The 23,441-nt window shown below is 69.3% G+C and carries 21 protein-coding genes; 19 read left to right on the plus strand and 2 right to left on the minus strand.

From position 1 onward, the window contains the following. The first annotated feature begins 250 nt into the window (after positions 1-250). The 17 genes from JKJ07_RS42245 to nuoN all read left to right on the plus strand — a co-directional run bounded on the left by JKJ07_RS42245 (position 251) and on the right by nuoN (position 18,619). Positions 251-946 carry a demethylmenaquinone methyltransferase gene (locus tag JKJ07_RS42245; RefSeq protein WP_202997650.1) on the plus strand — a complete coding sequence of 232 codons (696 nt, stop codon included), beginning with the start codon at positions 251-253 and terminating at the stop codon, positions 944-946. A 57-nt stretch (positions 947-1,003) separates the two neighbouring features. After that, entirely contained in the window at positions 1,004-1,273 is a 270-nt protein-coding gene (locus JKJ07_RS42250; RefSeq protein WP_202997651.1) for a hypothetical protein, read from the plus strand. Between the two features lie 98 nt (positions 1,274-1,371). Continuing rightward, on the plus strand, positions 1,372-2,667 hold the full coding sequence (locus JKJ07_RS42255) for a geranylgeranyl reductase family protein (protein ID WP_202997652.1): 1,296 nt from the start codon (positions 1,372-1,374) through the stop codon (positions 2,665-2,667). A gap of 70 nt (positions 2,668-2,737) precedes the next feature. Further along, positions 2,738-3,103, plus strand: a complete 366-nt coding sequence (locus JKJ07_RS42260) for an NADH-quinone oxidoreductase subunit A (protein ID WP_133873576.1) — start codon at positions 2,738-2,740, stop codon at positions 3,101-3,103. A 6-nt stretch (positions 3,104-3,109) separates the two neighbouring features. Further along, positions 3,110-3,781, plus strand: coding sequence for a NuoB/complex I 20 kDa subunit family protein (locus JKJ07_RS42265; RefSeq protein WP_184954125.1), 672 nt, complete (start codon positions 3,110-3,112; stop codon positions 3,779-3,781). A 74-nt stretch (positions 3,782-3,855) separates the two neighbouring features. Further along, positions 3,856-4,473: an NADH-quinone oxidoreductase subunit C gene (locus JKJ07_RS42270; RefSeq protein WP_236030865.1), complete on the plus strand. Its 618-nt coding sequence runs from the start codon at positions 3,856-3,858 to the stop codon at positions 4,471-4,473. After that, positions 4,470-5,795: an NADH-quinone oxidoreductase subunit D gene (locus JKJ07_RS42275; RefSeq protein ID WP_202997654.1), complete on the plus strand. Its 1,326-nt coding sequence runs from the start codon at positions 4,470-4,472 to the stop codon at positions 5,793-5,795. Before JKJ07_RS42270 ends, JKJ07_RS42275 begins: the two co-directional genes overlap by 4 nt. Continuing rightward, on the plus strand, positions 5,795-6,820 hold the full coding sequence (nuoE, locus tag JKJ07_RS42280) for an NADH-quinone oxidoreductase subunit NuoE (protein WP_202997655.1): 1,026 nt from the start codon (positions 5,795-5,797) through the stop codon (positions 6,818-6,820). Before JKJ07_RS42275 ends, nuoE begins: the two co-directional genes overlap by 1 nt. After that, positions 6,817-8,133 carry an NADH-quinone oxidoreductase subunit NuoF gene (gene nuoF, locus JKJ07_RS42285; protein ID WP_202997656.1) on the plus strand — a complete coding sequence of 439 codons (1,317 nt, stop codon included), beginning with the start codon at positions 6,817-6,819 and terminating at the stop codon, positions 8,131-8,133. Before nuoE ends, nuoF begins: the two co-directional genes overlap by 4 nt. Continuing rightward, positions 8,133-10,610 carry an NADH-quinone oxidoreductase subunit G gene (locus JKJ07_RS42290; protein WP_202997657.1) on the plus strand — a complete coding sequence of 826 codons (2,478 nt, stop codon included), beginning with the start codon at positions 8,133-8,135 and terminating at the stop codon, positions 10,608-10,610. Before nuoF ends, JKJ07_RS42290 begins: the two co-directional genes overlap by 1 nt. Next, positions 10,607-11,974 (plus strand): NADH-quinone oxidoreductase subunit NuoH, encoded by a 1,368-nt coding sequence (gene nuoH / locus JKJ07_RS42295; RefSeq protein ID WP_202997658.1) that lies wholly within the window; start codon positions 10,607-10,609, stop codon positions 11,972-11,974. Before JKJ07_RS42290 ends, nuoH begins: the two co-directional genes overlap by 4 nt. A 1-nt stretch (position 11,975) precedes the next feature. Continuing rightward, positions 11,976-12,569, plus strand: a complete 594-nt coding sequence (gene nuoI / locus JKJ07_RS42300) for an NADH-quinone oxidoreductase subunit NuoI (protein WP_202997659.1) — start codon at positions 11,976-11,978, stop codon at positions 12,567-12,569. Continuing rightward, on the plus strand, positions 12,569-13,312 hold the full coding sequence (locus JKJ07_RS42305; RefSeq protein ID WP_202997660.1) for an NADH-quinone oxidoreductase subunit J: 744 nt from the start codon (positions 12,569-12,571) through the stop codon (positions 13,310-13,312). Before nuoI ends, JKJ07_RS42305 begins: the two co-directional genes overlap by 1 nt. Further along, positions 13,309-13,608: an NADH-quinone oxidoreductase subunit NuoK gene (gene nuoK / locus JKJ07_RS42310; protein WP_184954117.1), complete on the plus strand. Its 300-nt coding sequence runs from the start codon at positions 13,309-13,311 to the stop codon at positions 13,606-13,608. Before JKJ07_RS42305 ends, nuoK begins: the two co-directional genes overlap by 4 nt. Positions 13,609-13,620: 12 nt before the next feature. After that, positions 13,621-15,546: an NADH-quinone oxidoreductase subunit L gene (gene nuoL, locus JKJ07_RS42315; RefSeq protein WP_202997661.1), complete on the plus strand. Its 1,926-nt coding sequence runs from the start codon at positions 13,621-13,623 to the stop codon at positions 15,544-15,546. Further along, positions 15,543-17,084 (plus strand): NADH-quinone oxidoreductase subunit M, encoded by a 1,542-nt coding sequence (locus JKJ07_RS42320; protein WP_202997662.1) that lies wholly within the window; start codon positions 15,543-15,545, stop codon positions 17,082-17,084. The genes nuoL and JKJ07_RS42320 overlap by 4 nt, the downstream gene beginning before the upstream one ends. Before the next feature lie 2 nt (positions 17,085-17,086). Then, the gene (gene nuoN / locus JKJ07_RS42325) at positions 17,087-18,619 is read left to right on the plus strand and encodes an NADH-quinone oxidoreductase subunit NuoN (protein WP_202997663.1); all 1,533 of its coding nucleotides are present in this window, start codon (positions 17,087-17,089) and stop codon (positions 18,617-18,619) included. 81 nt (positions 18,620-18,700) lie between these two features. On the opposite strand, the gene JKJ07_RS42330 is transcribed toward nuoN, so the two are convergent. After that, the gene (locus JKJ07_RS42330) at positions 18,701-19,735 is read right to left on the minus strand and encodes a polyprenyl synthetase family protein (protein ID WP_202997664.1); all 1,035 of its coding nucleotides are present in this window, start codon (positions 19,733-19,735) and stop codon (positions 18,701-18,703) included. Between the two features lie 746 nt (positions 19,736-20,481). Continuing rightward, positions 20,482-21,672: an MFS transporter gene (locus JKJ07_RS42335; protein WP_202997665.1), complete on the minus strand. Its 1,191-nt coding sequence runs from the start codon at positions 21,670-21,672 to the stop codon at positions 20,482-20,484. A gap of 152 nt (positions 21,673-21,824) precedes the next feature. On the opposite strand from JKJ07_RS42335, the gene JKJ07_RS42340 reads away from it, so the two are divergent. Next, the gene (locus JKJ07_RS42340; protein WP_202997666.1) at positions 21,825-22,619 is read left to right on the plus strand and encodes an IclR family transcriptional regulator; all 795 of its coding nucleotides are present in this window, start codon (positions 21,825-21,827) and stop codon (positions 22,617-22,619) included. Between the two features lie 88 nt (positions 22,620-22,707). Next, on the plus strand, positions 22,708-23,433 hold the full coding sequence (locus JKJ07_RS42345) for an anti-sigma factor family protein (protein ID WP_202997667.1): 726 nt from the start codon (positions 22,708-22,710) through the stop codon (positions 23,431-23,433). The last annotated feature ends 8 nt before the right edge of the window (positions 23,434-23,441 follow it).

The raw sequence follows: 23,441 nt of genomic DNA on the forward strand, positions 1-23,441 counted from the left end.
CCCTCCCCAAACTGTGGAGGCCGGGTATCTCCTTCGTAACGAGGCTCGTGAACCTCTGTTGCGGGTGTTGCACGCCTGGTTACGTTGCCTGCGTAAGGCCTGAGAACTTCCTGACGCAGAGCCGGGGATCAATACCGGTGATGGTCGCGGACCCGACCGATGGCGGTCGTATATATAACGCACAAGGAACCGGGCGGGATGGGTGACCATCCCGCCCGATCTGTTTGTGCGGGGTGGCAGAGTTGTCAGGGTGACGCGCGCAGATCTGGACAAGCAGCCGCACGAGGTCGCCGAGATGTTCGACGGCGTGGCCGAGCGGTACGACCTGACCAACACGGTACTCGCCTTCGGGCAGGACCGGGGCTGGCGCCGCTCCACCCGCGCGGCCCTCGGTCTGCGGCCGGGGGAGCGGGTGCTCGACGTCGGGGCCGGCACCGGCATCTCCACCGAGGAGCTGAGCCGCTCGGGCGCGTTCGCGGTGGGCGCCGACCTGTCCACGGGCATGCTGCGGGCCGGCCGCCGGGTGCGCCCCCAGGTCCCGCTGGTCGCCGGGGACGCGCTGAGGCTGCCGTTCGCCGACGAGACGTTCGACGCGGTCACGATCTCGTTCGCGCTCCGCAACGTCGTGGACGTCGAGGGCGCGCTGCGTGAGCTGGCCCGGATCACGCGGCCCGGCGGCCGGCTGGTGATCTGCGAGTTCAGCAGCCCGACCTTCACGCCGTTCCGCACGGTCTACATGCAGTACGTGATGCGCTCGCTGCCGGTGGTCGCGCGCACGGTGTCGAGCAACCCCGACGCGTACGTGTATCTCGCCGAATCGATTCGCGCCTGGCCCGACCAGGCGGCCCTGTCGGCGCGCATCGCCGCGGCGGGCCCGTGGAGCCGGATCGGCTGGCGCAACCTGACCGGCGGCATCGTGGCCCTGCATCGGGCGACGAAGGCCTAAAGAGGGATAAAAACGGCTTTCGCCGCGAAACGGTAGAAGGCCTGTTTGGCTCGGGGAATGACGACCTTCGGGCATCTCGAAGACACGGACATCGACATCGCGATCGACGAGCGCGACGCCGGCGAGCGCCGGGGCATGGAGCTGGCCACCCGGCTCCGGATGGTCGCCGCCGAGGATCCCGACCTGGCTCAGGAGCTGGTCGACAACCTGATCGTCGCGCTCGACAAGGCCATGGGCGGCAACTTCCGGGACTACCTGGACGGTGAGGCGCGGGAGGCCGCGGACAGGGTACTGACGTCGGGCAATTCACCCGGCCGAAACAGTTAGGTTCCCCTAACCCGAACGACCTTCAATGGCCGTCCTAGACTCCGACTTGGGCATGCTTGTGAACTGTTTCACGAGCTGCTGCGAGACGGAGGTGTGGTGTGAGCAACCAAGTACCATCCGGGCGAATAGCCGACGAGGCTGATGTCATCGTCGTCGGTGCAGGTCCGGGAGGATCTGCGGCGGCCTATCACATGGCGCGGCACGGGCTCAGAGTCCTGCTGCTGGAGAAGACCGAGTTCCCGCGCGAGAAGGTCTGCGGCGACGGTCTCACCCCGCGTGCCGTCCGCCAGCTGGTGCGAATGGGCGTCGACACCTCGGAAAAGGCCGGCTGGCTGCAGAACAAGGGCCTCCGGGTGATCGGCGGCGGCGTCCGGCTCGAGCTGGACTGGCCCGATCTGGCCAGCTTCCCCAACTACGGCCTGGTGCGGACCCGGCTCGACTTCGACGACATGCTCGCCCGGCGGGCCGTCGAGGCGGGCGCCGTGCTGCACACGAACACCAACGTCACCGGGCCGGTGCTGGACGACGACGGCCACGCGATCGGCGTCACGGCCAAGGTGGGCCCGGGCAAGGAGCCCGTCGAGTTCCGTGCCCCGCTGGTCATCGCGGCCGACGGCGTCTCGGGCAAACTGCCCATCGCCATGGGCCTGGCCAAGCGCGACGACCGTCCGCTCGGCGTGGCCGTCCGGCGCTATTACCACTCGCCGGTGCGCGCGAACGACGACTATCTCGAGTCCTGGCTCGAGCTGCGCAGCGCGACCGACCGCGAGCGCCTTCTCCCCGGATACGGCTGGATCTTCGGCATGGGGGATGGCAGGGTGAACGTGGGCCTCGGCATTCTCAACAGCTCGAGCGCGTTCGGCAAGACCAACTACCGCGCGATGCTGACCGACTGGCTGGCCGGGACGCCGGCCGACTGGGGCATGCGCGACGAGTCGAACGCGGACGGGCCGATCCTCGGCGCCGCGCTTCCGATGGGCTTCAACCGGGTGCCGCACTACACGCGCGGCCTGATGCTGGTCGGCGACTCCGGCGGCATGGTCAACCCGATGAACGGCGAGGGCATCGCGTACGCGATGGAGAGCGGCGAGCTGGCGGCCGAGGTCGCGGTGCAGGCGCTCGCCCGGCCCGCCGGCGCCGACCGTGAGCGCGCGCTGCGGGCCTATCCCACGGAGCTCAGCCTCAGGTTCGGCGGCTATTACCGCCTTGGTGGCGTATTCGTGAAGTTGATCGGCAATCCTCAGATCATGCGGATTGCCACGAAACACGGCATGCCGCATCCGACGCTGATGCGATTCGTTCTGAAGCTGCTGGCCAACCTCACGGACCCGCGTGGCGGCGACAGCATGGACCGGATCATCAACGGCCTGACCAAGGTCGCACCGGCCGTATGAGCACCCCGCGGCCGACACGAGCAAATCGGACTAATAGTGTGAACCAGCTAATAGTCGACCAGGAGACACGATGACGATCAACCCATACGTCCCGATCGTCGGGTTACTGATCCTTGGCGCGCTCTTCGCGTTGTTCTCGGTGTCGATCGCCCCGATCGTCGGCCCGCATCGCTACAACCGCGCCAAACTCGACGCGTACGAGTGCGGTATCGAGCCGGCGCCGCAGCCGGTCGGCGGTGGCCGGTTCCCGGTCAAGTTCTATCTGACCGCGATGCTCTTCATCATCTTCGACATCGAGACCATCTTCCTGTATCCCTGGGCCGTCTCCTTCGGAGCGCTCGGCCTGTTCGGGTTCGTCGAGATGGTCCTCTTCATCGTCACCGTCTTCATCGCCTACACCTACGTGTGGCGACGCGGCGGACTCAACTGGGACTGATGCGTCATGGGTATCGAAGAGAAACTCCCTGCGGGAATCCTGCTCACCTCCGTCGAGAAGGTCTCGAACTGGGCGCGTAAGTCCTCGTTCTGGGGCGCCACGTTCGGTCTGGCCTGCTGCGCCATCGAGATGATGGCGGCCGGCGGCCCGCACTACGACCTGGGCCGCTGGGGCATGGAGGTCTTCCGGGCCTCGCCCCGCCAGGCCGACCTGATGATCGTCGCGGGCCGGGTCAGCCAGAAGATGGCGCCCGTCGTCCGCCAGATCTACGACCAGATGCCCGAGCCGCGCTCGGTGATCTCGATGGGCGTGTGCGCCTCGTCCGGCGGCATGTTCAACAACTACGCGATCGTGCAGGGCGTGGACCACATCGTCCCGGTCGACATCTATCTGCCCGGCTGCCCGCCGCGGCCCGAGATGCTGATCGACGCCATCCTCAAGATGCGCGAGAAGGTCATGGCCGCCCCGCTCGGCCCGAACGGCAAGAAGATGCTGGAGGCCCGCAAGGCCGAGGGCAAGATGCCGATCGTCGCCCCGGGCGCGATGCCGTCGTCGTACCGGGTGGACAAGGCCCGGCGTGCGGAGTGGACCCAGGCGGTCAAGGAAGGCCGCGAGGAGCAGCTGCGCATCGAGAACTGGATGAAGCTCCAGCCGCACCTCCGGGAGGACGGCAAGTGACTGTCGAACCCAGCAGCCCGGACGGCGCCAACCTCGGCGCCCCGGCCCAGACCCCGGCCAGCCCGCAGAAGGGCATGTTCGGCATCACCGGTACCGGTGACGTCTCCGGCTTCGGCGGCCTCGTGCGTCACCGCCCCGAGTCGGTCGGCAGCCCCAAGCCGTACGGGGGTTACTTCGACGAGGTCACCGACGCGCTCGAGGAGGCCTACCCGGGCTTCGCCGACGCCATCGAGAAGGTGGTCGTCGACCGCGACGAGCTGACCCTGCACATCAAGGCCGAGCGGATCGCCGAGGTCGCGCAGATCATGCGGGACGACGAGGCGCTCCGCTTCGAGCTCTGCTCCTCGGTCTCCGGCGTGGACTACCTCAACAGCGACTCCCGCCGCCTGCACGTGACCTACCACCTGACCTCGATGACCTACCGGCGGCGCGTACGCCTCGAGGTCGCGATCCCGGCCGGCGGCAGCGTCCCCAGCGTGACCAGCGCCTACCCGACCGCCGACTGGCAGGAGCGGGAGACGTACGACATGTTCGGGGTGATCTTCACGGGTCACCCGAACCTGACGCGGGTGCTGATGCCGGACGACTGGGAGGGCTACCCGCAGCGCAAGGACTACCCGCTCGGCGGCGTCCCCGTCGAGTACAAGGGCGCCGAGATTCCGCCTCCTGACCAGCGGAGGGTCTACCAATGACACAGTCCGGATACGCAAGCGAGCGGGAGACCACCGAGGGCCGCGTCTTCACGGTCACCGGCGGCGACTGGGACACCGTCACCGGCAGTGTCGACCCGCTGAGCAACGAGAAGATCGTCGTCAACATGGGTCCGCAGCACCCGTCCACGCACGGCGTGCTGCGGCTGGTGCTCGAGCTCGAGGGTGAGACGGTCACCGACGTCCGGCCGGTCGTCGGCTACCTGCACACCGGCATCGAAAAGAACCTCGAATACCGCAACTGGACCCAGGGCACGACGTTCGTGACCCGCGCCGACTATCTGGCCCCGCTGTTCAACGAGGCCGGCTACTGCCTCGCGGTCGAGAAGCTGCTCGGCATCACCGACCAGATCACCGAGCGGGCCAACACGATCCGGGTGCTCTTCATGGAGCTCAACCGGATCTCGTCGCACCTGGTGTGGCTGGCCACGACGGGCATGGAGCTCGGCGCCATCTCGATGATGCTGTACGGCTTCCGCGAGCGTGAGTACATCCTCGACATCTTCGAGGAGACCAGCGGCCTGCGGATGAACCACGCGTACTTCCGCCCGGGCGGCGTGGCGCAGGACATCCCGGAGTCGGCGATCAAGAAGATCCGCGACTTCCTGGTGTATCTGCCCAAGAAGCTCAAGGAGTACGAGGCCATGCTCTCCGGCCAGGTCATCTGGCAGGAGCGTACGCAGGGGGTGGCCGTCCTCGACGTCACCGGCTGCCTCGCGATGGGCGTCACCGGCCCCGTCCTGCGCGCCTCCGGCCTGGCCTGGGACCTGCGCAAGACGATGCCGTACTGCGGGTACGAGAACTACGAGTTCGACGTGCCGACCGCGACGACCGCCGACGTGTGGGGCCGCTACCAGGTGCGCCTGGCCGAGATCCGCGAGTCCCTCAAGATCGTGGAGCAGGCGCTCGACCGGCTCCGCCCGGGCCCGATCTTCATCGCCGACAAGAAGATCGCCTGGCCCGCGCAGCTGGCCGTGGGTCTGGACGGCATGGGCAACTCGCTCGAGCACGTCGCCAAGATCATGGGCCAGTCGATGGAGTCCCTGATCCACCACTTCAAGCTCGTGACCGAGGGCTTCCGGGTGCCGCCGGGCCAGGTGTACGTCGCGATCGAGCACCCGCGTGGCGAACTGGGCGTCCACGCCGTCTCCGACGGTGGCACCCATCCCTATCGGGTCCACATGCGGGACCCGAGCTTCGTGAACCTCCAGGCCATCCCGGCGATGGCCGAAGGTGCGCTGCTGGCCGACGTGATCGCCGGCGGCGCGTCCCTGGACCCCGTGATGGGTGGGTGTGACCGTTAATGACTGACACCACGGTGGACTTTTCCCCCGCCGCCGCTCCCTTGGCCGAGAAGCTGCTTCCCGCGGCGCTCGAGGTCATCGCTCGTTACCCGGCCGACCGCAGCCGCTCCGCGCTGCTGCCGCTGCTCCACCTCGTGCAGACCGAGGAGGGGTTCGTCAGCCCGAACGGGGTGGCCTTCTGCGCCGAGATCCTGGGCATCAACAAGGCCCAGGTCGGCGCGGTCGCCACGTTCTACACGATGTACAAGCGCCGCCCGACCGGTGAATACCTGGTCAGCGTCTGCACCAACACGCTGTGCAACACCCTCGGCGGTCAGCAGGTCTACGACGAGCTGTCCGAGCATCTCGGGGTGGGGCACGACGAGACCACGGCCGACGGCCGGATCACGCTGGAGCACGCCGAGTGCCTGGCCGCCTGCGACTACGCGCCCGTCGTGACGGTCAACTACGACTTCGCGATCGACGAGGCCACCCCGGCCGCGGCGGTCGGCCTGGTCGACCAGCTGCGCAACGGCGAGCGGCCCACGCCCAGCCGGGGCGCGCGCATCTGCTCGCTCAAGGAGATGCAGGTCCAGCTGGCCGGGTTCGCCGAGCCGCGGGCGGGCGCCGTCGCCGACGGGGTGGCCGGGGCGCCGACCCTGCGCGGCGTGACGCTGGCCCAGGAGCACGGCATCGCGGTCGCCGACTTCAACCCGGACACGCCGATCACCAAGACGAAGCCCTCCCCGCGCGAGGAGAGCCGCGGCAAGGTCGCCACGGTGGTCGACAAGGTCAAGAGCGCCGTCAGCAGCGTCACCCCCGGGCACGCGGGCAAGACGACCCACGCCGGTGACGTCAAGGACCCCCAGACCCGTACGGCGGAGCAGCGCAACCCCGACGCGAGCACGCCCGACAAGACCGGGACGGCCGACGAGAAGAAGCCCGTGCCGTCGAACCCGGCCGAGGCCGCCGGGACCGCGTCCAATGAGCCTGCCGGCGACGGCAAGCCCGCCGGGGACACCGCCCGTACCGAGGAGGCGAAGTGACTCAGCCGCGGCGTGAGATTCTGCAGAAGCTGACCCCTGTCCTCACCAAGCGCTGGCTGTCGCCGGACGCCTGGAAGATGGACGTCTACGAGCGGCTCGACGGCTACGCGGCGCTCCGCAAGGCCCTCGACGTCCACCCCGACGACCTGATTCAGCTGATCAAGGACTCGGGTCTGCGCGGCCGCGGCGGCGCGGGCTTCCCGACCGGTCTCAAGTGGGGCTTCATCCCGCAGGGCGACGGCAAGCCGCACTACCTCGTGATCAACGCGGACGAGGGCGAGCCGGGCACCTGCAAGGACTTGCCCCTGATGACGTACGACCCGCACTCGCTGATCGAAGGGGCGATCATCGCCTCGTACGCGATCCGCGCGAACCGGGCGTTCATCTACATCCGCGGCGAGGCCGTGCACGCCGCCCGCCGCCTGCGCAACGCGGTCGAGGAGGCGAAGGCCAAGGGCTACCTGGGCACGAACATCCTGGGCTCGGGCTTCGACCTCGAGCTGGTCGTGCACAGCGGCGCCGGCGCGTACATCTGCGGCGAGGAGACGGCGCTGCTCGACTCGCTGGAGGGCTTCCGCGGCCAGCCCCGGCTCCGCCCGCCCTTCCCGGCCATCGCGGGCCTGTACGCCAGCCCGACCGTGGTCAACAACGTCGGCACGATCGCGAGCGTGCCGTACATCGTGCTCGGCGGCCCCGACTGGTGGAAGAGCATGGGCACGGAGAAGTCGTCCGGCCCGATGATCTATTCGCTCTCCGGCCGCATCGCCAACCCGGGGCAGTACGAGTGCGGCCTGGGCATCACGCTGCGCGAGCTGATCGAGCTGGCCGGCGGCATGAAGCCCGGGCACAACCTGAAGTTCTGGACCCCGGGCGGGTCGTCCACCCCGCTGCTCACGGCCGACCACATCGACACCCCGATGGACTTCGAGGGGGTGGCCGCGGCCGGGTCGATCCTGGGCACCACCGCGATGCAGATCTTCAGCGACCAGGACTGCCCGGTCTATTCGACGTGGCGATGGCTGGAGTTCTACCACCACGAGTCGTGCGGCAAGTGCACCCCGTGCCGCGAGGGCAACTACTGGATGGTGCGGACCTATCGCCGGATCCTCAGCGGCGAGGGCACGTACAAGGATCTCGACACCCTGCAGGACACGGCGGACAACATCTTCGGCCGGTCGTTCTGCGGCCTGGGCGACGGCGCCGCGACTCCGGTCATGTCGACGCTCAAGTTCTTCCGCCAGGACTACCTGGACTACATCGAGGGCCGGACCGCCCCGCGGCTGTCCGCCAAGGCTCTGGTTGGGGCGCACTGATGACGGACGTAGCCAAGAAGACAGATACCGTCACGCTCACCATCGACGGGATCGAGGTCACCGCCGAGAAGGGCGAGCTGGTCATCCGGGTCGCCGAGCGGATGGGCATCGCGATCCCGCGGTTCTGCGACCACCCGCTGCTGGCCCCGGCCGGCGCCTGCCGCCAATGCCTGGTCGACGTGGAGGGCCAGCGCAAGCCGGTCGCCTCGTGCACCCAGACGGTGGCCGAGGGCATGGTGGTGCGCACCCAGCTCACCTCCGAGGTCGCGGCCAAGGCGCAGGGCGGCGTGATGGAGCTGCTGCTGGCCAACCACCCGCTGGACTGCCCGACCTGCGACAAGGGCGGCGAGTGCCCCCTGCAGAACCAGGCGATGAGCAACGGGCGGGCCGACTCGCGCTTCCACGAGCACAAGCGCGAGTACGAGAAGCCGATCCACATCAGCAGCCAGGTGCTGCTCGACCGTGAGCGCTGCATCCTCTGCCAGCGCTGCACCCGGTTCTCCGAGGAGATCGCCGGCGACAAGTTCATCGACCTGATGGACCGCTCGTCCGGCGAGCAGATCAACGTCTACCGTGACGACTTCTTCGGCGGCACGGGCACCGGCGACGGCCAGGTCGGCGAGGGCGAGGGCGACGTCGCCTTCAACTCGTACTTCTCGGGCAACACGATCCAGATCTGCCCGGTCGGCGCGCTGACCGGCGAGCAATACCGGTTCCGGGCCCGCCCGTTCGACCTGGTCTCCACGCCCACCACCTGCGAGCACTGCGCGGGTGGGTGCTCGCTGCGGGCCGACCACCGCCGCGGCAAGGTGCTGCGCCGGCTGGCCGGTGACGACCCGGCGGTGAACGAGGAGTGGAACTGCGACAAGGGCCGCTGGGGCTTCCAGTATCAGGTCGCCAATGACCGGATCATGAACCCGCTGCTGCGCGACGCCGCGACCGGTGAGCTGCGCGAGGTGTCGTGGAGCGAGGCTCTGCTGGCGGCGGCCGAGGGGCTGAAGGCGGCCAAGGCCAAGGGCGTCGGCGTGCTGACCGGCGGCCGGCTCACGGTGGAGGACGCGTACGCGTACGCGAAGTTCGCCCGGGTCGCCCTCGGCACCAACGACATCGACTTCCGGGCCCGCCCGCTCAGCGGCGAGGAGGCCGACTTCCTGGCCGCCTCGGTCGCCGGGGTCTCCGACGTCACCTACACCGACGTCGAGAACGCCCCATCGGCCGTGATCGTCGGCCTCGAGCCCGAGGAGGAGAGCGGGATCCTCTTCCTGCGCCTCCGCAAGGGCCACCTGCGCAAGAAGCTGCAGGTCACCGCGGTCGCGCCGTTCCTCACCCGAGGCTTCGGCAAGATGGGCGCGACCCTGGTGCCGACGGTTCCAGGTGACGAGGCCCGGGTGCTGACCGACAACGCGGCGGTGGCCGCGGCGCTCGCCGCGCCCGGCTCGCTGCTGCTGGTCGGCGAGCGTCTGGCCACCGTGCCGGGTGGCCTGTCGGCCGCGGCCGCGCTGGCCGCCCGCACCGGCGCCCGCCTCGCGTGGGTGCCCCGGCGGGCCGGCGACCGCGGCGCGATCGACGCCGGCTGCCTGCCCAACCTGCTGCCCGGCGGCCGCCCCGTGGGCGACCCGGCGGCCCGCGCCGAGCTCTCGCTGGCCTGGGACGTCGAGGCGGGCGCGCTGCCCAGCCGGCTGGGTCGCGACACGAACGGCATCGTCGCGGCGGCCGCCGCGGGCGAGCTCGGCGGCCTGCTGGTCGGCGGCGTCGACCCGGGCGACCTGGCCGACCCGCGCCTGGCCGAGCAGGCGCTCGACAACGCGGGCTTCGTGGTCAGCCTCGAGATGCGGCACAGCGCGGTCACCCGCCGCGCCGACGTGGTGCTCCCGATCGCCCCGGCCGCCGAGAAGTCCGGCACGTTCCTGAACTGGGAGGGCCGGCTGCGGTCCTTCGGCACGGTGCTGCCGAGCACGTCGATGACCGACGGCCGGGTCCTCGAGGCGGTCGCCGCCCTGATGGACGTCACGCTGGCCACCGGCGACGTGCTGGCGATCCGCCGCGAGCTGGGCGCGATGCCGCTCACCAAGGCGCCTCGCCCGGCGGCCCCCACGGTCACGGCGGCGGCGCTGCCCACCGTCGGCCAGCACGAGGCCGTGCTGGCCACCTGGCACCACGCGATCGACGAGAGCTCGCTGCTCGAGGGTGACGAGGCGCTGGCCGGCACCGCCCGGCCGCCGGTCGTCCGGATCGGCAAGGTGCTGGCCAAGTCGCTCGGCGTGACCGACGGCGACGCCCTCACCGTCGGCACCGACCGCGGCGCGATCACCCTGCCGGCCGTCATCACCGACCTGCCGTACGGCGTGGTGTGGCTGCCCACCAACTCGCCCGGGTCGGCCGTCGGCCGCAGCCTCGGCGTGACCGCGGGTGCGGTCGTCCGGCTCACCGCCGGGCGCAGCGGCCCGATCCTCGCGTCGTCGGAGGTCAAGGCATGAAAACGTCGATTCTCGCGGCCCACGCCGTGGATCCGACGCTGCAGACGTTCGAGAACGACGTCTGGTGGATCACGCTGATCAAGCTGTTCGGCGTCTTCGTCCTGCTGCTCCTGTTGACGCTCTTCACGATCAACTATGAGCGCAAGGTCGTGGCCCGGATGGCGGTGCGGCCCGGCCCCAACCAGGTCGGGCCCAAGGGCTGGCTGCAGAGCCTCACAGACGGCGTCAAGCTGCCGTTCAAGGAGGAGATCATCCCGAAGACGGCCGACAAGGTCGTCTACTTCATCGCCCCGGTGATCTCGGCGACGGTCGCCTTCACGGCGTTCTCGGTCATCCCGTTCGGCGGCGTGGTCAACATGTTCGGCCACCAGACCGCGCTGCAGCTGACCGACGTGCCGGTCTCGGTGCTCGTGCTGCTCGCCTGCTCGTCGATGGCGGTCTACGGCGTCGTGCTGGCCGGTTGGGCCTCCGGCTCGACCTACCCGCTGCTGGGTGGTCTGCGGTCGAGCGCCCAGATGATCTCGTACGAGGTCGCGATGGGTCTGTCGATCGTCGCGGTGTTCATGACCGCGGGCTCGATGAGCACGTCGCAGATCGTCGCCGCGCAGGCGCACGGCAACCCGGTCAACCTGTTCGGCTGGGAGGTGACGACCCCGAGCTGGTACGCGGTGCTGCTGCTGCCCAGCTTCGTCATCTACTGCATCGCGGCCGTCGGCGAGACCAACCGCGCGCCGTTCGACCTGCCCGAGGCCGAGTCCGAGCTGGTCGGCGGCTTCCACACCGAGTATTCGTCGTTCAAGTTCGCGCTGTTCTTCCTGGCCGAGTACATCAACATGATCACCGTCTCGGCGTTCGCCACCACGCTGTTCCTCGGCGGCTGGCGGGCCCCCTGGCCGATCACGTGGTTCTGGGAGGGCGCGAACTCCGGCTACTTCGCGCTGATCTGGTTCTTCGCCAAGGTGCTGCTGCTGCTCTTCGGCTTCATCTGGCTGCGGGCCACGCTGCCCCGCATGCGCTACGACCAGTTCATGCGCTTCGGCTGGAAGGTCCTCATCCCGGTCAACCTGGTGTGGATCCTCTTCCTGAGCTACGTCAAGGTCGCCAACAACGAGCTCTCGCAGCAGGCCAAGTGGTTCTCGATCGTCGGCATCGTGGTCGTGATCCTGCTGGTCGCCATGCTCTGGCCGGCCGCCCGCAAGCCGAGGCAGCTCTCCATCGAGGAGGAGCTGGCCGCCAGACCACCGGGCAGTTTCCCGGTGCCACCGATGGATCTACAAGTTCCTCCCAGTCCACGGGCCCGCCGGGCCGTGGCCGAGCGTGCCCCGGCCACGGTCGGGTCTCCTGAAGAAAACAAGGAGGTGTGACGTGGGTACGTTCACCGGCTCGTTCAAGGGCTTCGGGGTGACCTTCGCGCACATGTTCCGCAAGGTCATCACGACCGACTACCCGTTCACACCGCCCACGCCGGCCCCGCGCTACCACGGCCGGCACATCCTCAACCGGCACCCGGACGGCCTGGAGAAGTGCATCGGCTGTGAGCTGTGCGCCTGGGCCTGCCCGGCCGACGCCATCTACGTCGAGGGCGCGAACAACACCGACGAGCAGCGGTTCTCGCCGGGTGAGCGCTACGCCGGGATCTACCAGATCAACTACGCCCGTTGCATCTTCTGCGGGCTCTGTATCGAGGCCTGCCCGACCCGTTCGCTGACCATGAGCAACGAGTACGAGCTGGCCCGCGACAGCCGGCAGGATCTGATCTTCACGAAGAAGGAGCTGCTGGCCCCGCTGCTGCCCGGCATGGAGCAGCCGCCGCACCCGATGCGCCTGGGCGAGACCGACAAGGACTACTACGTCGGCGCGCTCAGCAACCCGGGCACCTCGGCGGGTGCCGAGCGGGCGCCGTGGGCGACCAACGAGGCCGAGGACGCTTCGGGGCAAGCCGCTAAGGAGGCCGTGTGATGGACCACGTGTCCACCGGCGAAGCGGTCGCTTTCTGGATCCTCGGCTCGCTCGCCGTGATCGGCGCCCTCGGCATGGTGATCGCCCGCAACGCGGTCCACTCGGCGCTGTGGCTGGTCGTCACGATGCTCTGCCTGGGCTTCCTGTACGTGGTCAACTCGGCGCCGTTCCTGGGCGCGGTGCAGATCATCGTCTACACCGGCGCGATCATGATGCTGTTCCTCTTCGTGCTCATGCTGGTCGGCCGGGACGCCTCGGACTCGCTGATCGAGACGCTCCGCGGCCAGCGGGTCGCCGCGATCCTGCTCGGTGTCGGCCTGGCCGCCCTGATCGGGGCCGGGCTGGCCCGCTCGCTGGGCGACGTCCCGACGATCGGGCTGACCGAGGCGAACGCGGACGGCAACGTCCAGGGCCTCGCCTCACTGCTGTTCACCCGGTACGTCTTCGCCTTCGAGGTCACCTCGGCGCTGCTGATCACCGCCGCGGTCGGCGCGATGATCCTGGCCCACGTCGAGAAGGCCAAGGAGGACGCGGTCGACCAGCTGACCCGGATGAAGGAGCGGTTCCGGCCGGGCAACTACCCCGGTCCCAAGGCCGGTCCCGGCGTCTACGCCAACACCATGTCGGTCGCCGCCCCCGCGCGGCTGCCCGACGGCAACGGCTCCGAGCGCAGCATCTCCCCGATCCTGCCGATCCGCGAGCTCACCGCGGACGAGGCGGCACCGAAGGGAACTGAGAAGTGACTCCCGAGTATTACCTGGTGCTCGCGGCAATCCTGTTCACCATCGGCGCCGCCGGGGTGCTCGTCCGCCGCAACGCGATCGTGCTGTTCATGTGCATCGAGCTCATGCTCAACGCCGCGAACCTCGCCCTGGTCACCTTCAGCCGGATCAACGGCAGCCTGGACGGCCAGATCATCTCGTTCTTCGTGATGGTCGTCGCGGCCGCCGAGGTCGTGGTGGGTCTCGCGATCATCATGTCGATCTTCCGTACGCGGCGCTCGGCGAGCGTCGACGACGCGAACCTTCTGAAGTACTAAAGGGGCCTTCACGTGGAACCAACAGTGGAGTACGCCCACGCGACGGGGGCGCTGAGCGGCATCTGGCTGCTCATCGCCATTCCGCTGGTCAGCGCCGCGATCTTGCTGTTCCTGGGCAAGCGGGCCGACAAGTGGGGGCACTGGCTCGGCGTCCTCGCGGTGGCAGCCTCCTTCGTGCTTGGGTTGATCTTCTTCTTCAGCCTGCGCGGTCTCGACCCGGAACAGCGGTCGGCCGAGCTGAGCCTGTGGGACTTCATCGCCGTCGGCAATCTGCATGTCGACTTCGGGTTGCTGTTCGACCCGCTGGCCGGTGTCTTCGTCCTGCTGATCACGGGCGTCGGATCGCTGATCCACCTGTACGCGGTCGGCTACATGGAGCACGACCCGGGCCGGCGGAAGTTCTTCGCCTACTTCAACCTCTTCGTCGCGGCGATGTTGCTGCTGGTCCTCGGCAACAACTACGTGATGCTCTACTTCGGCTGGGAGGGCGTGGGTCTCGCGTCGTACCTGCTGATCTCGTTCTGGTACACCCGGCCGTCCGCGGCCACCGCCGGCAAGAAGGCGTTCCTGATGAACAGGGTCGGCGACGCCGGCCTGGCCATCGGCATCTTCATGATGTTCGCCACGCTCGGCACCACCCAGTACGACGAGGTCTTCGGCAACGTCAGCGCGCTCAGCTCGACCACCGTGCTGATCATGGGTCTGCTCCTGCTGCTGGGCGCGGCCGGCAAGTCCGGTCAGTTCCCGCTGCAGGCCTGGTTGCCCGACGCGATGGAGGGCCCGACCCCCGTCTCGGCCCTGATCCACGCGGCGACGATGGTGACCGCGGGCGTCTACCTGATCGCCCGCTCCAACGCGATCTTCACGGCGAACACCACGCTGCAGACGGTCGTGGTCAGCGTGGGCGCGCTCACGCTGCTGATCGGCTGCATCATCGGCGCCGCCAAGGACGACATCAAGCGGGTGCTGGCCTGGTCGACCGTGAGCCAGATCGGCTACATGTTCCTCGGCGTCGGGCTCGGCGGCGGGGCGTACGCGCTGGCGATCATCCACCTGTTGGCGCACGGCTTCTTCAAGGCCAACATGTTCCTCGGCGCGGGCTCGGTCATGCACGGCATGCACGACCAGGTCGACATCCGGCGCTTCGGCGGCCTGCGTAAATACATGAAGTGGACCTGGCTCACCTTCATGATGGGCTGGCTCGCGATCATCGGCATCCCGCCGCTGTCCGGCTACTTCTCCAAGGAACCGATCATCGCGGCGGCCTTCGAGCGCGGCGACTGGACGTCCTGGCTGTACGGCATGGCGGCCCTGCTCGGCGCCGGCCTGACGGCGTTCTACATGACTCGCTTGTTCGTGCTGACCTTCCACGGCCCCGAGCGGTACACCGAGGACAACAAGCACCCGCACGAGTCGCCGTTCATCATGACCGTGCCGCTGATGCTGCTGGCCCTCGGCTCGATCGGCGCCGGCTGGCTCATGTCGACCTCGGTGCCCGGCTGGCTCGAGCCAGTATTCGGCCCCGAGGAGGCGCACCATGAGGCGGTCATCCCGCACACGCTGATCCAGATCCTCGGCATCGTGATCTCGGTGGCGGGCGCGGGTCTGGCCTGGGCGATGTTCCGCCGGGGCACGGCCCTGCAGGAGCAGCCGGCCGGCGTGGTCGTCACCGCGGCCCGCCGCAACCTCTACACCGACGCGTTCAACGAGGCGGTGTTCGAGCGGCCCGGCATCTATCTGACCCGGGCGCTGGTCTACCTCGACAACCGGGGCATCGACGGTCTGGTCAACGGGATCGCGGCGGGGGTCGGCGGCAGTTCCGGCCGGCTCCGCAGGTTGCAGACCGGCTTCGTCCGCTCGTACGCCCTCTCCATGCTCACCGGTGCCGTCGTGGTCGTCGGCGCCTTCCTCGCGATCCAGCTTGGGTGGTTGGCGTGAAAGACTTCCCGTTTCTCTCCATCCTGACCTTGCTGCCCCTGGTGGGCGCCATCGCGGTGGCGTTCATCCCCCGGCACAAGGCCGAGCTGGCCAAGACCGTGGCGTTCGCCTGGTCGCTGGTCGTGCTGGTGCTGAGCGTCCTCATGTGGATCGCCTTCCAGGTGGACGGTGACCGCTTCCAGTTCCGCGAGTCGTACGCCTGGATCCCGTCCTGGGACGCCCGGTTCACGTTCGCCGCCGACGGCATCGCGCTGGTCATGCTGATGCTGATCGCGATCCTGTTCCCGGTCGTGATCCTGGCGTCCTGGCACGACGTGGAGAAGAGCAACCGCTCCGCACCGGTCTACTTCGCGCTGCTGCTGGCCTTCGAGTTCACGATGATCGGCGTCTTCGCGGCCGCCGACATCTTCCTGTTCTACGTGTTCTTCGAGGTCATGCTGATCCCGATGTACTTCATCATCGGGTCGTTCGGCGGGCCGCGCCGCCAGTACGCGGCGGTCAAGTTCTTCCTCTACAGCCTGGTCGGCGGTCTGTTCATGCTGGCCGCGGTGATCGGGCTGTGGGTGGTCGGCGGGCACACGTTCGACTGGGCCAAGCTGGCCGAGGCGGCCGGCTCGATCGATCAGGACACCGCGCGCTGGCTGTTCCTCGGCTTCTTCGTGGCGTTCGCGATCAAGGCGCCGTTCTTCCCGTTCCACACCTGGCTGCCGGACGCCGGTGGTGCGGCCCCGGCCGGCGCCGCGGCGCTGCTGGTCGGCGTGATGGACAAGGTCGGCACGTTCGGGATCCTGCGCTACTGCCTCTCGCTGTTCCCCGAGGCGTCCCGCTGGTTCGCGCCCGCCGCCTTGGTGCTCGGCGTCATCGGGATCATCTACGCCGCGCTGCTCGCGGTCGGCCAGAACGATCTCAAGCGCCTGGTGTCGTACACGTCGATCGCGCACTTCGGCTTCATCGGCATCGGCATCTTCGCGTTCACCACCCAGGCCGGCACCGGCTCGGTGCTCTACATGGTCAACCACGGTCTCGCGACCGGTCTGCTGTTCATCGTGGTCGGCATGTTCGTCGCCCGCCGCGGCTCCAACCTGATCAGCGACTTCGGCGGCGCCGGCAAGCTCGTCCCGGTCCTGGCCGGGGTGTTCTTCTTCGCCGGTCTGGCGTCGCTGGCGCTGCCCGGCACGGCGCCGTTCATCAGCGAGTTCCTCGTGCTGATCGGCACCTTCACCGTGCACCCGGCGTACGCGGTGGTGGCCACGGCCGGCATCATCCTGGCCGCCGCCTACGTGCTCTGGATGGTGCAGCGCACCACGCAGGGCACCCTCAATCCGGCCCTCACCGAGGTGCCGGAGATGAAGAAGGACATCACGCTTCGCGAGAAGGTCGTGGTGGCCCCGCTCATCCTGTTGATCATCCTGCTCGGCTTCTATCCCAAGCCGGTCACCGACGTGATCAACCCGGCGGTCCAGGCGACCATGCAGGACGTCGGCGTCGAGGATCCGGGGCCGACGGCGGTCGTCGCTAACGAAAGGGTGGCGCGCTAGCCATGGAGGACCTCCAACTACCCAGCATCGACTACGGCGCGCTGTTGCCGATGCTGATCCTCTTCGGGGCGGCGTGCGTCGGCATCCTGATCGAGGTGTTCACGCCCCGCCGGTCCCGCAACCCGATCCAGCTGACCCTCGGCTTCCTCGCCGTCACGGCGGCGTTCGTGGCCGTGATCGTCCAGCACAGCACCCGCAAGATCACGATCGGCGGCGCGGTCGCCGTCGACGGCCCCACGGTCTTCCTGCAGGGCGCGATCCTGGTGCTCGGCCTGGTCTCGCTGATGCTGATCGGTGAGCGCTCGGTCGAGCGGGGCGGCCCGTTCGTCTCGCAGGCCGCGATCACGGTGGGCTCGCAGAAGGACCTCAAGCAGGCCGGCGACCAGCCCGGCATGACCGAGGTCTACCCGCTCACGCTGTTCGCGCTCGGCGGCATGATGCTCTTCGTCGCCGCGAACGACCTGCTCACCATGTTCATCGCGCTCGAGGTCTTCTCGCTGCCGCTCTATCTGCTGTGCGCGCTGGCCCGCCGGCGCCGCCTGCTCAGCCAGGAGGCCGCGCTCAAGTACTTCCTGCTCGGCTCGTACGCGTCGGCGTTCTTCCTGTTCGGCGTGGCGCTCGTCTACGGCTTCTCCGGCGGAATCTCGCTCAGCCAGGTGCACGCGGCCGTGGTCGACCCGCAGCGCAGCCAGATCCTGCTCTACGCGGGCCTGGCCATGATCGCGATCGGTCTGCTCTTCAAGGCGGCCCTGGCGCCGTTCCACGTGTGGACGCCGGACGTCTACCAGGGCGCCCCGACCCCGATCACCGCGCTGATGGCCGCCTGCACCAAGGTCGCCGCGTTCGGCGCGCTGCTGCGCATCCTGTACGTCGCCTTCGACGGCGTGCGCTGGGACTTCCAGCCCGTGCTGGGCGCGATCGCGGTGCTCACGATGCTGGTCGGCGCGATCCTCGCGGTCACGCAGACCGACATGAAGCGCCTGCTGGCCTACTCGTCGGTCGCGAACGCCGGTTACCTGCTGGTCGGCGTCCTCGCGCTCAACGAGGAGGGCCTCAGCGGCACGATGTTCTACCTGGTGGCGTACGGCTTCTCGGTGCTCGCCGCCTTCGGCATGGTGACCCTGGTGCGGGACGCCGACGGGGAGGCCACCCACCTCGCCCGCTGGGCCGGCCTGGGCCGCAAGAGCCCGCTGTTCGCCGCGACCTTCACGTTCATCCTGCTGGCCTTCGCCGGCATCCCCCTGACCAGCGGCTTCACCAGCAAGTTCGCGGTCTTCGGGGCGGCCGTCGAGGGCGGCCAGACGTGGCTGGTCATCGTGGGTGTGGTCACCAGCATGCTGCTGGCGTTCCCCTACCTGCGGGTGGTCGTCATGCTGTGGCTCTCCGAGCCTGGCGAGTCGACGCCGACGGTCTCCATCCCGGGCTTCCTGACCTCGGCCGCCCTGGTCATCGGGGTCGCCGCGACGTTCGCCCTGGGTGTGATGCCGGCGCCGCTGATCGACCTGACTCGAGACGCGGCGCAGTTCGTCCGCTAGCTGGTGTGTTGCGGGGGCCTCGGCTGGTTGCCAGCCGGGGCCCCTTCAGCTTGTGCGGCCGCTTCAGCTTGTGCGGCCGCTTCAGCTTGTGCGGTCGGCGATGTGGTCGCAGAGGCCCTCGAGGGCCCGCTTCGCGCCGCTGTCGGGCAGCGGGGCCAGCTGGGCCCGCGCCTCCTCGGCATAGGTGCGCACCGTCTCGCGCGCCTTCTTCATGGCGGCGGACTCGCGCAGCAGCGTGAGCGCCTCGGCGTGCAGGTCGTCATCGGTGATCGGGCCGCTGGCCAGCAGCTCGCGCAGGCGCACTGCCGACGCGTCGGTGTCGTCACCGGCCAGCGCGTAAAGCACCGGCAGCGTCGGCACGCCCTCACGCAGGTCGGTGCCGGGCGTCTTGCCCGACTGCACCGACTCGGAGGCGATGTCGAGCAGGTCGTCGGAGAGCTGGAAGGCGATGCCGATCGTCTCGCCATAGCCCGCGAGGGCCTCGACGTGCTCGGCCGGGGCGCCCGAGAACAGCCCGCCGAACCGCGCCGACGTGGCGATCAGCGACGCCGTCTTCTCGGTGATCACGTGCAGGTAGTGCTCGATGGGGTCGCTGCCGCGGGGGCCCACCGTCTCGGCGATCTGACCGTGCACGAGCCGCGCGAACGTGCGCGCCTGCAGGTGCACCGCCTCGGGGCCGAGCGAGGCCGCCAGGTCGGCCGCCTGGGCGAACAGATAGTCGCCGACGAGGATGGCCACCGAGTTGCCCCAGCGGGCATTCGCGCTCGGGGCGCCGCGGCGCACGGGCGCCTCATCCATGACGTCGTCGTGATAGAGCGTGGCCAGGTGGGTCAGCTCCACCACATTTGCCGCCGCGATGATCTCGGGGGCCGACGGGTCGCCGAACTGGGCGCCCAGGGCCACCAGCATCGGCCGGAACCGCTTGCCACCCGCGTCGGCGAGATGCCGCGCAGCCTCGGCCACCAGCGGGTCGGCGCTGGCCACGTTGGCCCGCAGCGCCTCTTCGACGGCGGTCAGCGTCGCCGACACCGACTCATCGACCGCGGGATCGATGTCGAGGCCGAGCGACGAGAGCGTCATGTCACCGGTGCTCACCACGCTTTCACGATGCCACATGGGTCCGACGACTTCGGCCCCAGGGGTCTTGGCAGCAAGATCAAATTCGAGATCTGGCACACGTACGCCATTTGCCCGAACCGCCCCTGTGGATATCCCCGATTTCATCCGATCCGCACCTGTGGACAACTCCGTTTCGAGCCCCGCCCCAGCGATAGGGTGACCCCGCTTTTTCCCTTGGGTGGGCGGGGGAGGTGGTGGCTGCTCAGCGATCTTGAAAAGCGGCCAAGATCGAAGACGTACGACTCGTCGGCTCCCACACCCGCAGGCAGGGTGGCCCCCGGGGGTGCCTCGCGGCCTGCGTGAGCCACCGGGCCGCAGCGCGGGCTCCGGCCGTGGCGGGTGGTCACCCGGGCCGCGTCGCCGCGGCTCCTATCCGCCCCCGCGGCCAGCAACTGAGCTTGGACGGTGAGCAGCCCGCGTATGCAGCGGGCGGGGTCGGACCCTGCGGCCAGCGACTGCGCTCGGACGGTGCTCAGCCCGCGTATGCAGCGGGCGGGGTCGGACCCCACGGCCAGCGACTGCGTCGGACAGTGAGCAGCCCGCGTATGCAGCGAGCAGGGTCGGACCCAGCGACTGCGCTCGGACGGTGAGCAGCCCGCGCAGGCAGCGAGCGCGGTCGGACCCAGCGGCCAGCGACTGCGCTCAGACAGTGCTCAGCCCGCGCATGCAGCGGGCAGAGCCGGACGATGCTTAGACCCCGCAGGCGGAGAATGCGCCCAGCCCCGCGGCGCCCATGGCGGTGGCTACGATCCGCTGCCGGCCGAGGCGCGCAGCAAATGGCTCCCCAGCAGCATGGCCCCGGCCGCCGCGAGCATGGCGCCGGCCGCGACGAACCACATGGTCGAATAGTTCGTAGCCGTGGCCAGGGTCCCCAGGGCGAGCGGCCCGATGCAGCCCCCCGCATACACCCCGGTCTGCGTGATCGAGGTGGCCGCAGCCGGTGCCTGGGGATGCAGCCGCACCACCGCGAAGTTCATCAGCCCCGGCCATGACCAGCCGAAACCGAAGCCGAGCACCACGCCCGCGACCAGCGGCAGGTCGCCCGGCACGGCGAGGAGGGTCAGGCCGGCGGCCCCGGTCAGCAGCAGGCCGGCGATGACCGCGATCGTCCGGTCGGGCCGACGGTCGGCGAGCCACCCGCCCAGGATCCGCGCGACCACGCAGACCGCGCTACCCAGCGTGAGGGACAGACCGGCCGGACCCGGAGAAATACCGCGAGCTACCGCGGAATCGACCAGGAACGTGCTCAGCGCGTTGGCGGACGCGGCGGCGAGGGTGGCCGCGACCCCGACGACGATCAGCGCGCCCGTGGCCCGTCTGGCCGGTTTGGCGGCCGGGCGCCGGGCGGCCGCCGGTTCGGCCGGCACGAGCAGGAGGGCCGAGGCGGCCAGCGCGGCGACGAAGACGAAGGCCCACCGCCAGCCCAGGGTGAGCGCGACGGCCGGCACCGCGGCGCCCGACAGCAGCGTGCCGACCGGGATGGCGGCCTGTTTGATGCCGAACGAGAGGCCTTGCCGGCGCGGCGGCACGTGCCGGGACAGCGTCGTGTTGCTGGCGAGCTGGCCCATCGCGTTGGCCCCGGCGCCGAGGGCCAGGATCGCGATGAGACTCCACAATGTATTCGCGAAGGCCGCTACGCCCAGCAACGAGGCCACCGCGAGAATGATCCCGCCGCGGGAGACCCGGGCCGCGCCGTAGCGCTCGACGAGATTGCCGGCCGGGATGGAGGCGAGCGCGCTGGCGCCGAAGTACGCCGACACCGCGAGCCCGAGCCCGGCGGGGCTGAATTCGAGTTCGTCGCCGATCTGTACGGCGAGTCCGCCGACGAGGAAGACCGGGACGCTGACCGCGATCGTCGTCGTCAGCGCGGAGGTGGATGCGCGGAACGCGCTGGTCGGCGTGCTCGGCGGAGAAAAGATCTTGAGCTTCGCCATCACTCGCAGACTAAGCCGACAGAATGCATCCGTGCGCTCAGAGTGCTAATGACCACACGCCTCGTGCAAATCGATCGTGATCCACATGGTTTTGGCATTCCCTCGGAGGAAGATTATTCATATGGTGTAAGTCCCTGGCGTCGGAGGTAGCTGTGCGCGACCCCCTGGCGGAGCCGTCCGACCTGATTCGGAGCGTGTCACGCGCCCTGCGCGTGCTCGAGTCGGTCGGCCGGGCACCCCGCGGACTCACCGTGAAGCAGATAGCGCGACGGTGCGAGTTGACCGTCGCGACGACGTACCACCTGGTGCGCACTCTGGCCTACGAGGGTTACGTGATCCGCCGTGAGGACGGCACGTACATCGTGGGCCTGGAGATCGCGGACAGGTATCGGGAGCTGGTCTCCGCCTTCCGGGGCCCGCCCGCGGTGGGGGAGGCGCTGCGGCGCGCCGCGCTCGACAGTGGTTACAGCCACTACCTGGGTCGCTTCGTCGGCGGCCGGATCGCGGTGACCGCGTCGGCCGAGGGCGCCCGGTCGCCGTTCATCGACGACATGTCGCCCGGCTTCGACGAGGGCGGCCACGCGACCGCGCTCGGCAAGGCGTTGCTGGCGACGCTCACTCCGGATCAGCGGGCGCGATATCTGCGCGACTACGGCATGCGGGCGTTCACCCCGGCCACGCTCACCACGCCCGAGGCGCTCGAGGCCGACCTGGCCGCCGGTGAGCGACGGGGCATGCAGCTCGAGATGGGTCAGTGGCGGCAGGGGCTGGCCTGTGCCTCGGTGCTGGTCATCGCCGATCGCGACATCGAGCGCCGCCTGGTGCTGGCGTGTGCGCTGCCGGCCGCCGAGATGCTCACCTCCGCCCGCGTCGTGCGAGCGAAGCTGACCGCGGCCGCCCGCAACGTGGCCGAGGCGCTTTCCGCGGGCGAGTCCGCCACGGCCTGACGTGCAGACCTAATCTTCCGTTGAACCTCCGGCGCCTCCCTCCCGTAAGACAGGTTGCAAGGGGGACATCGGCGGAGGGTGGTGACGGGTGCACTGCGAGCACGAGCACGACGACGGGGCGTATGTGCTGGGCGCCCTGTCGCCGGCGGAACGAGCGGCGTACGAGGGGCATCTCGCCACGTGCTCGTTCTGCCGTGAGGCTGTCGCCGACATCTCGGCCCTGCCCGACCTGCTGTCCCGGCTCGACGCGAGGGAGTTCGCGAAGCTGCTCGACCCGACGCTGACCAGCGGCGACGGGCACCCGGGGGCGGCCTTCCGCGATTGGGCGACCAGCGAGTGGCAGACGCTCGCGCCCGATGCCAAGCGTCGCAAGAGCGGCAAGACCAAGACCTTCCGCGTACGGGTCATGAGCACCGCCGCGGCCGCGGTGCTCGTCGCGCTGATCGGCGTCGGGGTGTTCGCCTGGACGCGGGACAACGCGGCCCCCGCCGCCCCACCGGCCGGTCCCGCCGTCGCGATGACCGCGATGCAGAGGTCGTCGCCGGTCTCCGCCTCGGTGCGGCTGACCAGCACCCCCGGCGGCACCAAGGTGGAGCTCGTCTGCTCCTACAGCGCCACCGCCAAGAAGCCGGCCACCTTCCGCATGATCGCCTACGGGCCCGGCGAGAAGGACGATCAGATCGGCTCCTGGCAGGCGACCCCGGGCGGCGAGTTCACGATGAATAGCGTCACCCACTTCGGCAGCGACAGCCTGTCCCGGCTCGAGCTGGTGCAGAACGATGGAAAGGTGCTGCTCGCCTACGACGTCCCCTGACCTTCTGA

It is taken from the genome of Paractinoplanes lichenicola (assembly GCF_016785085.1).
Taxonomy (GTDB): Bacteria; Actinomycetota; Actinomycetes; order Mycobacteriales; family Micromonosporaceae; genus Actinoplanes; species Actinoplanes lichenicola.

Bases quoted from the DNA above. Each gene is read 5' to 3' on its own strand.
- nuoH (WP_202997658.1), top strand. From the start codon at position 10,607: ATGAAAACGTCGATTCTCGCGGCCCACGCCGTGGATCCGACGCTGCAG.
- JKJ07_RS42265 (WP_184954125.1), top strand. From the start codon at position 3,110: ATGGGTATCGAAGAGAAACTCCCTGCGGGAATCCTGCTCACCTCCGTC.
- JKJ07_RS42335 (WP_202997665.1), bottom strand. From the start codon at position 21,672: ATGGCGAAGCTCAAGATCTTTTCTCCGCCGAGCACGCCGACCAGCGCG.
- JKJ07_RS42275 (WP_202997654.1), top strand. From the start codon at position 4,470: ATGACACAGTCCGGATACGCAAGCGAGCGGGAGACCACCGAGGGCCGC.
- JKJ07_RS42270 (WP_236030865.1), top strand. From the start codon at position 3,856: ATGTTCGGCATCACCGGTACCGGTGACGTCTCCGGCTTCGGCGGCCTC.
- JKJ07_RS42305 (WP_202997660.1), top strand. From the start codon at position 12,569: ATGGACCACGTGTCCACCGGCGAAGCGGTCGCTTTCTGGATCCTCGGC.
- nuoN (WP_202997663.1), top strand. From the start codon at position 17,087: ATGGAGGACCTCCAACTACCCAGCATCGACTACGGCGCGCTGTTGCCG.
- nuoE (WP_202997655.1), top strand. From the start codon at position 5,795: ATGACTGACACCACGGTGGACTTTTCCCCCGCCGCCGCTCCCTTGGCC.
- JKJ07_RS42250 (WP_202997651.1), top strand. From the start codon at position 1,004: ATGACGACCTTCGGGCATCTCGAAGACACGGACATCGACATCGCGATC.
- JKJ07_RS42260 (WP_133873576.1), top strand. From the start codon at position 2,738: ATGACGATCAACCCATACGTCCCGATCGTCGGGTTACTGATCCTTGGC.
- JKJ07_RS42290 (WP_202997657.1), top strand. From the start codon at position 8,133: ATGACGGACGTAGCCAAGAAGACAGATACCGTCACGCTCACCATCGAC.
- JKJ07_RS42330 (WP_202997664.1), bottom strand. From the start codon at position 19,735: ATGTGGCATCGTGAAAGCGTGGTGAGCACCGGTGACATGACGCTCTCG.